This window comes from Pararhodobacter zhoushanensis (assembly GCF_025949695.1).
Lineage (GTDB): Bacteria > Pseudomonadota > Alphaproteobacteria > Rhodobacterales > Rhodobacteraceae > Pararhodobacter > Pararhodobacter zhoushanensis_A.
Genome location: NZ_JAPDFL010000001.1, coordinates 874,636 through 889,070 on the forward strand (window position 1 = coordinate 874,636; position 14,435 = coordinate 889,070).

The window sequence follows — 14,435 nt, forward strand, 5'->3', positions numbered from 1 at the left end:
GGCTCTCAGCGCCGGCCCTCGGCGATCCGCAAGACCTCGGCCCGCGCGCGGTCGGTGCGGCGGCGCAGGCCGTCGATCAGTGCCAGCCCGAACAGCCGCAGGAAGCGCCCGCGTTCGCCCCGGTGGTGGCGCAGGCGCAGCAGCCAACGGGGCAGGTACAGGCACAGCACCGGCACAAAGAAGAGGCCGGTGGCGATGCGGTACAGGATCAGCAGATTGCGGTGGTAGTAATACACCTTCCACAGCGGCTTGATCCGGGGGTCGGCGGCGGAATAGGTGCTGCTGTCATGCTCGAACCGCACCGAGGGGTCAAAGCCCAGCCGGTGCCCGGCCTTGGTCAGCCCCATCGTATAAATCGCGTCGTCGCCATATAAAAACAGCGCGGGGTCAGGATAGCCGCGCCTTTGCACGGCGGCTGCGCGCACGAAAAATCCCACAAAGGACGCGCCGTCGATCGCGCGCAGGCCGGGGGTGGCGAAATCCTCGGGCCCCAGATGGAACGCGCCACGCCCGCCGCCCAGCAGGGTGCGCAGCAAAATGCCTTTGTGCCAGAACGGGTTATAGGTCGGGCGGTTCATCTCACACAGCGCACCGTTCGGGTGCCGCACGGCGGCGGCGAAACCATCATAGCCGCTCAGATCGAGTGCCTGAAACGCGGCCATCGCGCCCGGTTCGGGCCGCGCGTCATCGTCCATCACCACGATCCAGTCGGGCGACAGATCGCGCATCGCGCGGCGCATGCCCGCGTCAAACCCACCCGCGCCGCCGCGGTTCTCATCGAGACGCAGCACGCTCAGGCGGGGATCGGATTGCGCTGCCAGCCACTCAGGCGTGCCGTCGTCCGACGCGTTATCGACCACCAGCACGGCTGCCAGCGCCTGCGGGTCACTGGCCAGCAGGGCGGGCAGCGTGACGCGCAGCTGGGCCAGCCGCTGATGGGTCACAACCACCGCCACGACCCGCCCGTTTCCGGCCCCTGTTGAGTTGTGCATCCTGTTCCCCTTCGCCGCAGCCCAGCTAGGCCGCCGGGCTGATGCTGTCAAATCCTGCCGTACAGGCTGCGCAAAGTCCCGGCGCAAATCGAGTCGAATGCAAGGTGAACGCCATGATTTCGCCATAATCTCGGGCGCCGGGCGCCATGCGGTTGCGGCAGACTGGTCCCTGGTGGATTAAGGGTGTCATCATGCGGCTACAGTTGCAGGGCGTGATCGGGTCAGGGACGGAAATGCTCGATGCGGGCATCACCGATCTCGAAGCGGTGCTCGTTGGCGGGCAGGTGCATCTGTATTCCAGCACAGGCCGCAACGGCGGACTGGTCGATTACGTCATCGGCAGCGACGGTCAGGCGCATCTGAATACGCAGGTGATCTTTCCCGACAATATCACCGGCACCGTCAACGACGAAATCATCCTTGCCGAAACCGGCGGCGGTTTCACGCTGTTGATTGGCACCCGCGCGCAGGGCTTGATCGGTTACGACCTGCGCGCCGATGGCAGCATCGGTGGACAGACAACGACCGGCTGGTGGCATGCGGATAATGCCGCCGAACACGGCAGCACGGGTCATCTTGAAGCCCTGCTCACCATGACCAACGGCACCAGCGCACTGTTCCCGCAAAGCTTTGACGGGGCGCAGTTGGTGGACCTTGTCGGCGTCACGGTCGGGGGCCACAGCTATGTGCTGACGGCGCTGGGCGGGGATACGGACGGGGTTACGGCCTTCCGGGTCGATCAATCCAATGGCCGGATGACCGAAACCGGCACCATCGGCGTCGAGCAGGGTCTTGGCATCGACGCACCGACCGCGATGGAGGTCGTGCAGATCGGCGGGATGACCTATGTCATCCTCGCCTGCGCCGGAACCTCGTCGCTGTCGGTGATGCAACTGACCGAAAGCGGCGCTCTGGTACCGGTCGACCATGTTGTCGACACCGGCAACACCCGGTTCGAGGGTGTGCAGGCGATGGATGTGCTGCAGGTGGGCGACCATGTCTTTGTCGTCGCGGGCGGTGCGGATAACGGGGTGACGCTGTTCCAGATGCTGCCGGACGGCTCGCTGGTGGCGATCCAGACCGTCGGCGACACCAGCGATACCTCGATGCACAAGGTCAGCGCGATCTCGATGGCGGTCGAAGGATCGACGCTGCACATCTTCGTCGGCGCGCAGAATGAAAGCGGCGTGACGCAGTTCACGTTGGACCTGTCGTCGCTGGGCACAGTGCAGGGCGGCACGGCCGCCGCCGAAAGGCTGACGGGCACCGGCGGCGACGATATTCTGATGGCGCTGGGCGGGAACGACACGCTGGTGGGCGGTGCGGGATCGGATATTCTGGTTAGCGGCGACAGCGGGACGAAGATGTCGGGCGGCGGCGGACAGGATGTGTTCGTGATCCGCAATGGCAGTGGCACGACCGAAATCACCGATTTTCAGCGCGGTATGGACCGGCTGGACCTGTCCGATCTGCCGATGCTGCGCGATCCGTCGCAACTGACGGTGACCACGACGTCGCATGGCATGATCCTGGAGTATCGCGGTCATTTCATCGTGCTGACGGCCGCGGACGGGCGGCCGCTGTCGCTTCGCGATCTGTTCCCCGAAGGCTTCGATTGGGGCGATCATTTCGCCTATGTCGAGCCTGAGGAACCCCAGGAAGTCCCACCGCCCAATGACGGTGTGCATCTGATCGGCGGCGATTTGCGCGATGTGCTGACGGGCACCGAGCGCGACGACACCATCGAGGGTGGCCATGGCAATGACAGTCTGTCGGGCGGCGACGGCAATGACCAGATCGACGGCGGGGGCGGCAAGGATTCGATCCAGGTCACCGGTGGTAATAATACGCTGACCGGCGGCGGCGGCAAAGACACCATCCTTGGCGGCGTGGGCAATGACTGGATCGACGGCGGGGATGGCAAGGATCTCGATCGAGGTCAGCGATGGCGAGAACACGCTGATCGGCGGCGGCGGCAAAGACACCGTCCTTGGCGGCGTGGGCAATGACTGGATCGACGGCGGGGGTGGCAAGGATTTGCTCATGGCCGGGGCCGGGAATGACACCATCTTCGGGGGCGGCGGGGCCGATACCCTGGGGGGGGCCGATGGCGACGACTATCTTTCCGACACAGGCGGACGCAACTGGATGTTCGGCGGCAACGGCGATGACACCGCGATGGGGGGCGTCGACACCGACCTTATCTTTGGCGGCTGGGGGAATGACCTGATTGATGCCGAGGACGGCGATGATGCCGCCGGCGGCGGCCGGGGCGACGACACCGTCCGCGGCGGGGGCGGCAATGACGTGCTTTTTGGCGCCGGTGGCAATGATGTTCTGGATGGCGGCACCGGTCGCGACACCCTCTGGGGCGGAGTTGGTGACGATACACTGCTGGGCGGCGACGGTGACGATCAGATCATGGCGGGCAAAGGCGACGATCTGGTCGCTGGCGACGACGGGAACGACCTGCTGTATGGCAAGGAAGGTAACGACAGTATTGATGCGGGCAGTGGCAATGATCGCGTCTGGGGGGATGAGGGTAACGACACGATCCAGGGCGGTGCGGGCGATGACTGGCTTGTGGGTGGTGAGGGCGACGACGAGATCAGTGGCGGCGCCGGTAACGACACGGTGCGCGGTGGGTCGGGCTATGACGTGTTTTGGGGCGGGGCCGGGGCGGATGTGTTCGAGTTTTTCCGCGATCACGACACCGGCAGGCTGATGGACTTCAACCCCGATGAGGGCGATCTGATCCGTCTGGATGACTGGATCTGGTTCCCGCTTGGCGATCTGACGGCAGAACAGGTCGTCGAGCGGTTCGGCTCGCTGGATGATCAGGGCAATGTGGTGCTCGATTTCAGCGATGTCGGGGGCAATGTGGTCATCCTGAACGGGTTCGCTGACCTGGACAACCTGCCCGACTACATCGAAATCATGTAAGGATGGCCGCGGTCACAGGTCGCCGGTGGCAACGCCGGGGGCGGTGTTGGCGACCAGATCCCGCTTGACCCAACGCATCATTTCCTCGACCGCGGCATTCGCGTCGCCTTTGTCCACCGCGCTGCGCAGCCCTTGCAGGGCGCGCGCAATCTCGAATTCGGACAAGGCAACCTCGCGCGCACGCGACAGTTTCGGATGGGCTGTGGGGGCCAGTTTTTGATGAATCGACAGCTCTTCGTGCAGCTTTTCGCCGTCGCGCAGGCCCGTGGTGATGATTTCGATATCCCCGTCAGGGTTGCTTGCATTTCGAACGGAATAGCCCGAGCCTTCGATGACCTGACGCGCCAGTTCGACGATGCGGACCGGTTTGCCCATATCCAGCACAAAGATTTCACCGCTGCCCTGCGCCAGAGTTCCGGCCCACAGCACAAGGCGACAGGCTTCCTGGATGGTCATGAAATATCGCGTGACGTCGGGATCGGTGACGGTGACTGGCCCGCCCCGGCTGACCTGCTCGTAAAAGATCGGCACGACCGAGCCAGAAGAACCCAGCACATTGCCAAACCGCACCATGGCAAAGATCGTCGTGCTGTTGCGCCGCGCCAGATCGCCGACGACGATTTCCGACAGACGCTTGGTCGCGCCCATCACGCCAATCGGGCGCACGGCCTTGTCGGTCGAGACCAGAACGAAACGCTCGATCTCATTGTCGGCAGCCGCCTGCGCCATGGTCAGCGTGCCAAAGATGTTGTTGCTGATCCCGGCGATGGGATTGCGTTCGACCATCGGCACATGTTTATAGGCCGCTGCGTGCAGGATGACGTTGACGCCATGCGTGCGGATCGTCGCAGTCACCGCGCGGGCATCGCAGACCGAGGCCAGCACGGGGACAATCTGGCACAGGGTCTCTTCGGCCAGTGCGCGCAGTTCGCGCTCGATCGAGAACAGCGTGAATTCGGTGACTTCCAGCAAAACCAGCTTGGTGGGATTGCAGTGCAGGATCTGGCGGCACAGCTCGGACCCGATTGAGCCCCCAGCGCCTGAGATCATCACCACGCGCCCCTCATACGCCCCGCAGCCGCCGTCCAGCGCATCCGCGAAATGTTCGCGCCCCAGCACCGACTGCGGCAAGACCGGCGCCAGTTTGTCGACGATGGCTTCTTCACCGATCAGCTGCGCAAAGGACGGCAGGGTCTGCACTTCGACCTTCAGTCTGGACACGCGGCGGGCGATCTGCGCCAGACGCGGCTGACTGAGAGAGGGCATCGCCAGCAAGACCTTGTCGATCTTGTGCGCCTCAAGCAGCATTTCGATGCGCTGTGCGGGGTAAACCGTCTGCCCGGCAACGGTCATCCCATGCAGGACCGTGTTGTCATCCAGAAAGCCCAGCAACCGCACATCCTGCGAGGATTTCAGCGCCATCGCCAGCTGAACCCCGGTCAGGCCCGCGCCATAGATCATCACGCGGGTTTCGGCCCCGGTCTGACGATAGACCGAGATCAGGATCTGCAGCAAAAACAGCCGCGACGCTGCGCTGAATACCGTGTAGATCAGCGCCAGAACCACGGGCGCGCCGACTTCGACAGCGGACAGCCCGGCCATCACCATGATGCCCAGAATCCCGGCCAGCACAGCCGCCAATGCGGCCGAGCGCCCCAGTGCCGAAAGCTCATACGATTTCAGCTGAACGCGCGGCAGACCCAACGCGATCGACAAAAACGCCGAGGCCGTGGTGAGCAGGATCAGCGCAGGAACCTCTGCGGCGATGGCCGCCGCGCTCGGCAGATAGCCCGACAAGATCGCCATCGACACCAACAGCGACGCCGGAACCAGGACAATATCCAGGATCAACAGAATCGTCTGTTTGGCCGACCGCGAAAGTGTGGTGAGGCGTTCGAGCATGCGTGTACCAATGCAACTGCAGTATTCAATCAAGACGATCAAATGGAGCCGTGGGATTCAAATGAACATCCCCAAGCCCAGAATGGGCGATTTTCCGCCAAATAGCACCAAGATTTACCGCTAAAATCGTCTGAATGGCGGTTTGCTGCCAGTCTTTGCCCGTTCGAGTGGCAGCGCGTCCGGCGCTGCAGCTTTATGCTGCAGTGCCGCAAATCAGGTCGGCTGACTGAAAAATGCGGGAATCTTCGTGTCTTGGCTGAGGCATGTCAGCACACCGCGCGCCGCGTCCAGCGCTTCGCGGATGGTCACATCCATGTCGAGATAGCGATACGTGCCCAGCCGCCCCATGAAGGTAACTCCGCGTTCAGCGCGCGCGCGCGCCGTATACTGGCCCAGCAAGGCTTTCTCTTCGACCATCCGAATCGGGTAGAACGGCGTGTCCCCCGGCTCGGCGGCGCGGGAAAATTCGCGGTACAGGACCGAGCCTTCATGCGTCTCCCACGGCGCGAAATGCTTGTGCTCAGTGATCCGCGTCCACGGCACATCCGCATCGCAATAGTTCATCACGGCACAGCCCTGCCAGTCGCCCGGCGCGGTGAAACGCTCGAAATCCAGCGTGCGGTAGCCCAGCCGCCCGATGTCATAGCCGAACCAGCCGTCCAGCGGGCCGGACCAGAAGACATGGTCGACCGTGTCGGCCATCGCCGGATCATAGGGCGTGTTAAGCGCCACGGTGATCCCCGGATGGTCCAGCATGCGCGCGACCATGGCGGTGTAGCCGGCTTCGGGGATGCCCTGAAACCGGTGGGCGAAATAGTCGTCGTTGTAGTTGAAGCGAACCGGCAGGCGCTTGAGGATCGAGGCGGGCAGTTCGCGCGGGTGGCAGCCCCATTGCTTTTGCGTGTAGCCCTTGAAGAAGGCCTCATACAGCGCCGGTCCGACAAAGCGCAGCGCCTGATCTTCAAAGCTTTGCGGATCGGTAATGCTGAGATCCGCCTGCGTTTCGATAAAGGCGCGGGCGTCGTCGGGGCGCAGGGTCTTGCCGAAGAACTGGTTGATGGTCAGCAGGTTCATCGGCAGCGAGAACACCCGCCCGCCGGTCTGCGCCTTGACGCGGTTCTTGTAGGGGCGGAACTGCTCGAACCGCGACACGTATTCCCACACCTCGGTATCGTTGGTGTGAAAGATATGCGGGCCATAGACATGGACCAGAACGCCGGTTTCGGCATCGCGTTCGGTATGGCAATTTCCGGCGATGTGGTTGCGGGCCTCGACGATGCGCACCCGGTGCCCGGCCTCTGCCAGCTCGCGGCCCAGAACCGCGCCTGAAAGCCCCGCTCCGACAACAAGATACTCACGCTGTTGAGCCAATCCGCGCCCCATCATCTTGTCTGAAATACTCTGGCGGCCAAAGAGAGGGGCAACGCCCCCCGTTACCCGTTATTCCATGCCCATCCGGTGCAGGTAGTCTTCGATCAACGGCACGTCCGAGGGGTTGTTCAGCTCCCAGAAGGATGCGCCCGGCGCGCTGACTTCGACGGCGGCGATCTTGTGGCCGTGCTCGATGAAACGCAGCTGCTCCAGCCCTTCGAGCTGTTCCAGCTCACCGGGCGTCAGGCTGGCATAGAGCCGCAGCGCTTGCGGCGTATAGGCGTAAAGGCCGACATGGTGGAACACCGGGATCGGACCGTCAGCCTTCAGCGTGCCGGTGAAGGGGATCACCTCTTTCGAGAAATAGATCGCGTTGCCCTGCAGGTCGCGCACCACCGTGGTGGCGCCGACGCGGTCGAGCCGCCGGTCGTTGCGGAAATTGTCCAGCGACTCGCGGTCGCAGCGCAGAACGGGCGTTGCGACCATGCGCGTCTCGTCCTCGCGCATGGCGTTGATCAGGGTCGAGACGAAATGCGGCGGGGTCAGCGGCGCATCGCCCTGCAGGTTGACGATGATCGGCTGGCCCAGTCCGGCGCGCTCGACGGCTTGTGCGACGCGCTCGGTGCCATTGGCGCAGGCGGGGTCGGTCATGATGACATCGGCACCCACGCGCTTGGCCTCGGCCGCGATGCGCTCGTCGTCAGTCGCGACGAACAGGCCGGTCACGCCGCGTGTGGACACGGCGGCGGCGCGGGCGGCCATCACCGAGCGTTCCAGCAACGTGCGCTCGATGCCCGAAACGCCTTTGAGCGTGGCCAGCGGTTTCGCGGGATAGCGGGTCGACGCATAGCGCGCCGGGATAACGATCACAGCATCACGCATCGAAGTTCTCCTTGGTCAGCGCGTCATAGGCGCGCAACCGGCCGATCAGGGCCTCCATCTGGTCCAGCGGCACCATGTTGGGGCCGTCCGAGGGGGCGTTGTCGGGGTCTTCATGCGTCTCGATGAACAGCGCCGAGATGCCCACGGCGCAGGCGGCACGGGCCAGCACCGGCACGAATTCGCGCTGCCCGCCCGAAGTTGCGCCCTGTCCGCCGGGCTGCTGCACCGAATGGGTGGCGTCAAACACCACCGGATAGCCGGTCTGCGCCATGGTCGGCAGGCCCCGGAAATCCGTCACCAGCGTGTTGTACCCGAACGAGGTGCCCCGGTCGCACAGCATGATGTTGCGGTTGCCGGTGCTTTCGATCTTGGCGGCGACGTGGCGCATGTCCCAGGGGGCCAGAAACTGACCCTTCTTGACGTTGATCGCCTTGCCCGTCTCACCGGCGGCCAGCAACAGGTCGGTCTGACGGCACAGGAAGGCGGGGATTTGCAGCACGTCGACGGCCTGCGCGGCTTTCTCGCACTGCCAGGGCTCATGCACGTCGGTGACAACCGGCACGCCGAATTCGTCGCGGATCTTGGCCAGAATTTCCAGCCCCGCGTCCATCCCCAGCCCGCGCTCGGTGCCGATGGACGAGCGGTTCGCCTTGTCGTAGCTGGCCTTGAAGATCAGCTTGGTGCCACTGGGGGCGCAGGCTTCAAGGATGCCCGCGCACATCGCCCGCGCGTGATCCAGACTTTGCAATTGGCAGGGTCCGGCGAGCAGCGCGAAAGGGTTCGATCCGCCGATGGCGATGTCGCCGATGGTGACGATATGGGACATGGATTTCCTCTGTTCAGCGCAGGGTCAGACGGTGCCTTGATGCAGCGCGGACCTGCTGAGGGCCAATCGGTCAGAACCATGACAACGCAGGCAGCGGGTCGGCATGGTCGTATATGTGCGGTGCATAGGCTTTGGCGGGTCTCAGGTCAACTCGGCGGCGAGGGGGGCAGGGCGGCCCAGTCTCTTGCGCGCCAGTGTGACACCCTCTTGTACGGTGCCCGCAATCTCGACCATGGGCGGCTGCAACCCGTGTGCGGCGAATTGTGTCAGGGTTTCCTGCGACGCCCCGGTCAGGATCACGGCGACGTTGCGGCGGCTGGCGGTGGTGACCAGCCCCTCGACCGTGTGCAGCGCGGTGGAATCCACCAGCGCCGCGTCGGCAAAGTCGATGATCATCACCCGGTGCGTATCGGCGATCCGCTCCAGCACCGCCCCGACCGAAGCCGCCGCGCCAAAGAAGAACGCGCCGCGGATGCGGTAGATCAGGATTTCATCGCTGCGGGTGACGTCGGGGGCTTCGTCGTCGGTGTCGTCGTCCGGCATCAGGGTCGAGACTTCGGCCGCCTTGGACATGCGGTGGATAAACAGCACCGCGCCCAGCGAAAAACCGACGACAATCGCTTCGGTCAGATCACGGAAGATGGTCAGCAGCAGCGTGACCAGCACCACCGCCGCATCCCCGCGCGACGAGCGGAACAGCGTGGCGATGGCGTGACGCTCGATCATGTTCCACGCAACGGTTGCCAGCACCCCGGCCAGCGCGGCCAGCGGCACCATGCCGACCAAGGGGGCGGCAACCATCATGAAGAGCAGGATGAACGCCGCATGCAGCATCCCGGCCACCGGGCTATGGGCATTCGCGCGCACGTTCGTGGCGGTGCGGGCGATGGTGCCCGTGGCGACCATCCCACCCATGATCGCCGAGGCGATATTGGCCACGCCCTGCGCCAGCAGTTCCATGTTGGAATTGTGCCGTTTGCCGCTCATCCCGTCGGCGACGACGGCGGACAGCAGCGCCTCGATCGAGCCAAGCAGCGTGAACCCGATGGCATTGGGCAGCACGGCCAGCGCCAGGGCGGTGTCGAAGGGCGGCAGGCTGGGCAGCGGCAGCATCGCGGGCACGGCACCGAAGGTCGATACAATGGTCGGCGTGTTCAGCCCCAGCGCCCAGACGGCAACCGTCGTTCCGGCGACGGCGATCAACAGGTTGGGCAGACGCGGCGCAAACCGCTTGAGCCCGACAATCAGCGCAATCGTCACCGCTGCCAGCGCAATCGTCTCAGGGTTGGCGCTGGGCAGGCTGTCCCAGATCACCGGCAGCTTTTCCAACAGCGGTCCGGGTTCTGGCCCGGTCAGGGTCAGGCCCAGCAGATCTTTGATCTGGCTGGAGAAAATGATCACAGCGATGCCGCTGGTGAAGCCCACGGTCACCGGATAGGGAATGAACCGGATGTACGAGCCAAGCCGGAACAACCCCAGCGCCCCCATCATCACACCCGCCATCATCGTGGCCAGCATCATGCCCGCGATGCCGTAATCATGCACCGTCGCGGCGACCAGCACGATGAACGCCCCCGCCGGGCCACCGATCTGGAACCGGCTGCCACCAAGGGCCGAGATGAAAAATCCGCCGACGATCGCCGTATAAAGCCCCATTGCGGGCGTCCCGCCCGAGGCAATGGCAATCGCCATTGACAAGGGAAGCGCGACAATCGCGACCGTCAGCCCAGCGAGGGCGTCGCGCTTGAGGTGATTGAACGTGTAGCCCTCACGCAGAACGCGCGCCAAGGCGGGAACCAGCCGGTCGGACGATGGCATGAAAGGACCCTGCTCACAGTGAATGGCGCGACCCTAGCGCGCCATTCTTCACAGGTGCAACGCCTTTCGCCGGGCCCTTGTGTCGGCCGGGTCAGGCTACCGGTTCGAAACGGTCGGTATCCGAATCATAAACCGACAATCCGCCTTCGCCAATATCGTGCCACAATCCGTGCAAAGTCAGGCGCTCGGCTTCGACCGCTTCCTTGATGAACGGGAAGGTCATCAGGTTCGAAAGCGAGATGCGCACGGCTTCCAGCTCCATCGCTTTGATGCGGGCTTCCGCGTCGGCAATGTCGGCGGTGCGTTCATAGCCGGGGCGCAGGATTTCCATCCAGTTGCCAACAAAGCTGGAGCCCGAGCTGAGTTCGGGCGCCTTGCCCGCACACATGTCGTGACAGCCCCGGACACCCCCGCAGTTGGAATGCCCGACCACCAGCAAATGCGCGACTTTCAACGCGGTTACGGCGTATTCCACCGCTGCCGAGGTGCCGTGATGGTCGCCATCGGGTGTGTAGGGCGGCACCAGATTGGCGATGTTGCGGTGAATGAAGAACTCACCCTGATCGGCGTTGAAGATCGCCGTCACATGGACGCGAGAGTCACAACAGGCGATCAGCATCGACCGCGGATGCTGTCCTTCCTGTGCCAGATGGCGGAACCAGCTCTTGTTTTCGGTGTAGTGCGTGGCGCGCCAGCCACGAAATCGATTTATCAGGTAGCCTGGAAGCTTTCGTGCGTAGGTCATCGCTAATTTGCCTTAATTCGGACCAAACTCAGTGCTAGTCTGAATTTATCGAAAAATCGAGCGTGAACCCGCGCCCGGGGCAACACTTTGTTAGCCCGGATCCAACATCCTGATGACGGGTGCAAGGGTTTCCATGTGAGGCAGAAAAGGGTGCTGGTATGTCACGGGTTCTTGAGATCAGACCCAGTGAGCGGATCGTTATCGATACCGCAACACTGGATGCGCTGTTTCAGCGTTTAGGGTATCGCGGGGCTGAGGCCCATGTGATGCAAACAGTCGAAGCGATTTCCGATTGTCTCGTTGAAGTGGACGCGCGCGTTCGCAAGGGACAGATGACCGGCGTCGCACCCCATCTGCAACGCGTGTCGCGGCTGAGTGCCGAAATCGGGCTGTCATCGCTCGCTCGGGTCTCACGCGATATGGGTGTCACCGCGCAACGCAAGGACGTGGTCGCCTATCGCGCGGTCTGGGAACGTCTGGTCCGCATTGGCGACCGCTCGTTGGCGCAGGTCTGGGAAGTGCCTGAGCTGTCACTCTGACTTCAGGGCGGCGGTGTCCGGCGCGCAAACAGTGCGTTGAGCGGTAAACAGCGGCAACCCCCTTCCGTTTTCGGCGCGATGCGCTTTAGGGTGGGGCGACCCAGCCGTGAGATTGACCATGCGCCAAAGCCATGCCGCCTTCGCCGCGCCCGACAGCGCCTCGATACCCCTTCATGTCGTCGGCAGTGAGGGGCTGACAGCCTGGCTCGATACCCAACCCGAACGGGTGCGCACCTGGCTGGAAGCCGTCGGCTTTGCCGCCAAAACCGGACAGACGGTCTGCGTGCCTGACGCGGCGGGCGGCCTGGCGCTGGCGGTCTTTGGTCTGGGCGATGCGCAGGCGCGCGTCCGTGGGCGGATGGCGTTGGGTGCCGCGCGCGGCAAACTGCCACGCGGGATCTACCATCTGGCCTCGGGGTTCGAGGATGACGAACTGCCCGAACAGTTGCTTGGCTGGCTGCTGGCTGGGTATCGCTTTGACCGCTTCCGCCACCGCACCGGCGGTGATGCCGATATCCCGGCGCTCAAGGCCCCACCCCGGGCCGAGGCGCGCCGCATCGAGGTGCTTGCCGCCGCCGAATGGCTGACCCGCGACCTGATCAACACCCCAGCCTCGCAGATGGGGCCGGAAGAGCTGGAAACCAGCGTGCTGGCGCTGGCCGATGAATTCGACGCGCAGGTCTCGGTCACCTATGGCGACGATCTGCTGCATGAAAACCTGCCCCTGATCCACGCGGTTGGCCGCGCCTCGGACCGGATCCCGCGCCTGCTGGATCTGCGCTGGGGCCACGAAGGCCCGCGCATCACGCTGGTCGGCAAGGGCGTGTGTTTTGACACCGGCGGGCTGAACATCAAGCCCGGCGCGTCGATGGGCCTGATGAAAAAGGACATGGGCGGCGCGGCCACGGTGATCGGGCTGGCGATGATGATCATGGCGCTGGACTGGAAGGTCCGGCTGCGCGTGCTGATCCCGGCGGTTGAGAATTCGATTTCCGGCAGCGCCATGCGCCCCGGCGACATCCTGACCGCGCGCAACGGGTTGACGGTCGAGGTGAACAACACCGACGCCGAGGGGCGTCTGGTTCTGGCCGACGCGCTGGCTCTGGCGGATGAGGAAAACCCGGACGCGCTGATCTGCATGGCCACGTTGACGGGGGCGGCGCGCGTCGCGCTGGGCCCCGATCTGCCGCCGTTCTACACCGACGACGAAGACCTTGCGCTGGCCCTGTCTGATGGCGCCATGGTCGAGGCTGACCCGCTCTGGCGTCTGCCCTTCCACGCGCCCTATGAGCCGCTGATCGAGCCGGGTATCGCCGATCTGGACAACGCGCCATCAGGCGGGATGGCCGGGTCTATCACCGCCGCCTTGTTCCTGCGCCGGTTCGTGCAGAAAACCCGCCGCTTCGCGCATTTCGACATCTATGGCTGGCAGCCGAGCGCCATGCCCGGCCGCCCCAAGGGCGGGCAGGGGCAGGGCGCGCGCGCCGTGCTCTGGGCGCTGCCCGAAGTGCTGGGGCCCGACATCGAGAATCGCGAATGACCGACCGCCGCTATCTGCGCGCCGCCGGGGGCGTGGCGCATGAAAGCCTGCGCGGCGCGCTGGACGGGGTGCTGTTTGTGCCCGGCCGCTGGTACCGCGTGACGGATGCGCTGGCGGATCTTTGCGCCACGCCGGGCGGCGCGCGCGACCGGCAGATGCTGATGGGCACGCGGTTCTCTGTGATCACCGAATGCGATGGCTACGCCTTTGGCTTCGACGAGGATGAGGGGTATTGCGGCTGGATCCTTGAGAGTGCGCTGGGCGACGATACCGCCGTCACCCATTGGGTGACAGCACCGGCCACGCATCTCTACGCCGCACCCGACATCAAGCAACGCGAGCGCGCCGCGCTGTCGATGGGCGCGCGACTGTGCGTCACGGGCGAGGTCGGGCGCTTCGCCGTGACACCTGCAGGCTATATTCCGGCCCGTCACATGCGCCTGTTGGGCGACTGGAGCGCCGATCCGGTCAGCGTCGCCCGCAGCTATCTGGGCACGCCCTATCTGTGGGGCGGCAACTCCAGAGCAGGGATCGACTGTTCGGGGCTGGTGCAGGCGGTGTTGCGCGCGCAGGGCCGCGACTGCCCGGGCGACAGCGATCTGCAAAGCACGATGGCCGGGGTCGAGGTGGTGCCGGGCAACGAGGCTGCCGGCGATCTGATTTTCTGGGGCGGGCATGTGGGGCTGATCACTGGGCCGGGCCGTCTGATTCACGCCAATGCGCATCATATGGCGGTGACCGAAGAAGATCTGGCCATTGTGGAAGCGCGCGCGGCGGAGCCGGTGATCCGGCGGCTGCGTCCGGCAAGCTGACGGCGGGTGGCGAGGGGCTGCGCGCCCCTCGCGCTCCCTCGCCCAAGGGGGAAGCACGCTCCCCC

General features: G+C 64.5%; 12 protein-coding genes. 5 read left to right on the forward strand and 7 right to left on the reverse strand.

Annotation, left to right across the window (positions count from 1 at the left end):
* Positions 1-5 precede the first annotated feature (5 nt).
* Positions 6-992, reverse strand: coding sequence for a glycosyltransferase (locus OKW52_RS04345; RefSeq protein ID WP_264504618.1), 987 nt, complete (start codon positions 990-992; stop codon positions 6-8).
* A 191-nt stretch (positions 993-1,183) separates the two neighbouring features.
* Here OKW52_RS04345 and OKW52_RS04350 point away from each other — a divergent pair, with 191 nt between their 5' ends.
* The gene (locus tag OKW52_RS04350; protein WP_264504619.1) at positions 1,184-3,001 is read left to right on the forward strand and encodes a M10 family metallopeptidase C-terminal domain-containing protein; all 1,818 of its coding nucleotides are present in this window, start codon (positions 1,184-1,186) and stop codon (positions 2,999-3,001) included.
* The gene (locus tag OKW52_RS04355) at positions 2,910-3,935 is read left to right on the forward strand and encodes a calcium-binding protein (RefSeq protein WP_264504620.1); all 1,026 of its coding nucleotides are present in this window, start codon (positions 2,910-2,912) and stop codon (positions 3,933-3,935) included. Before OKW52_RS04350 ends, OKW52_RS04355 begins: the two co-directional genes overlap by 92 nt.
* A 12-nt stretch (positions 3,936-3,947) precedes the next feature.
* Here the strand turns inward: OKW52_RS04355 and OKW52_RS04360 are convergent, their stop codons facing one another.
* The 6 genes from OKW52_RS04360 to OKW52_RS04385 all read right to left on the reverse strand — a co-directional run bounded on the left by OKW52_RS04360 (position 3,948) and on the right by OKW52_RS04385 (position 11,479).
* Positions 3,948-5,837, reverse strand: a complete 1,890-nt coding sequence (locus OKW52_RS04360; RefSeq protein WP_264504621.1) for a polysaccharide biosynthesis protein — start codon at positions 5,835-5,837, stop codon at positions 3,948-3,950.
* Between the two features lie 213 nt (positions 5,838-6,050).
* On the reverse strand, positions 6,051-7,208 hold the full coding sequence (glf, locus tag OKW52_RS04365; protein WP_264504622.1) for a UDP-galactopyranose mutase: 1,158 nt from the start codon (positions 7,206-7,208) through the stop codon (positions 6,051-6,053).
* Positions 7,209-7,277: 69 nt separating this feature from the next.
* Positions 7,278-8,090 (reverse strand): 3-deoxy-manno-octulosonate cytidylyltransferase, encoded by an 813-nt coding sequence (locus OKW52_RS04370; RefSeq protein ID WP_264504623.1) that lies wholly within the window; start codon positions 8,088-8,090, stop codon positions 7,278-7,280.
* Positions 8,083-8,916: a 3-deoxy-8-phosphooctulonate synthase gene (gene kdsA / locus OKW52_RS04375; RefSeq protein ID WP_264504624.1), complete on the reverse strand. Its 834-nt coding sequence runs from the start codon at positions 8,914-8,916 to the stop codon at positions 8,083-8,085. The genes OKW52_RS04370 and kdsA overlap by 8 nt, the downstream gene beginning before the upstream one ends.
* Before the next feature lie 141 nt (positions 8,917-9,057).
* Positions 9,058-10,734 carry a SulP family inorganic anion transporter gene (locus OKW52_RS04380; protein ID WP_264504625.1) on the reverse strand — a complete coding sequence of 559 codons (1,677 nt, stop codon included), beginning with the start codon at positions 10,732-10,734 and terminating at the stop codon, positions 9,058-9,060.
* Positions 10,735-10,825: 91 nt separating this feature from the next.
* Positions 10,826-11,479, reverse strand: a complete 654-nt coding sequence (locus OKW52_RS04385) for a carbonic anhydrase (RefSeq protein WP_264504626.1) — start codon at positions 11,477-11,479, stop codon at positions 10,826-10,828.
* Between the two features lie 158 nt (positions 11,480-11,637).
* Between OKW52_RS04385 and OKW52_RS04390 the strand changes: the two genes are divergently transcribed.
* The 3 genes from OKW52_RS04390 (at position 11,638) to OKW52_RS04400 (ending at position 14,370) form a co-directional block, all read left to right on the forward strand.
* Positions 11,638-12,018, forward strand: a complete 381-nt coding sequence (locus tag OKW52_RS04390; protein WP_264504627.1) for a hypothetical protein — start codon at positions 11,638-11,640, stop codon at positions 12,016-12,018.
* Between the two features lie 118 nt (positions 12,019-12,136).
* Positions 12,137-13,558 (forward strand): leucyl aminopeptidase family protein, encoded by a 1,422-nt coding sequence (locus OKW52_RS04395; protein ID WP_264504628.1) that lies wholly within the window; start codon positions 12,137-12,139, stop codon positions 13,556-13,558.
* Positions 13,555-14,370, forward strand: coding sequence for a C40 family peptidase (locus OKW52_RS04400; RefSeq protein ID WP_264504629.1), 816 nt, complete (start codon positions 13,555-13,557; stop codon positions 14,368-14,370). Before OKW52_RS04395 ends, OKW52_RS04400 begins: the two co-directional genes overlap by 4 nt.
* Positions 14,371-14,435 lie beyond the last annotated feature (65 nt).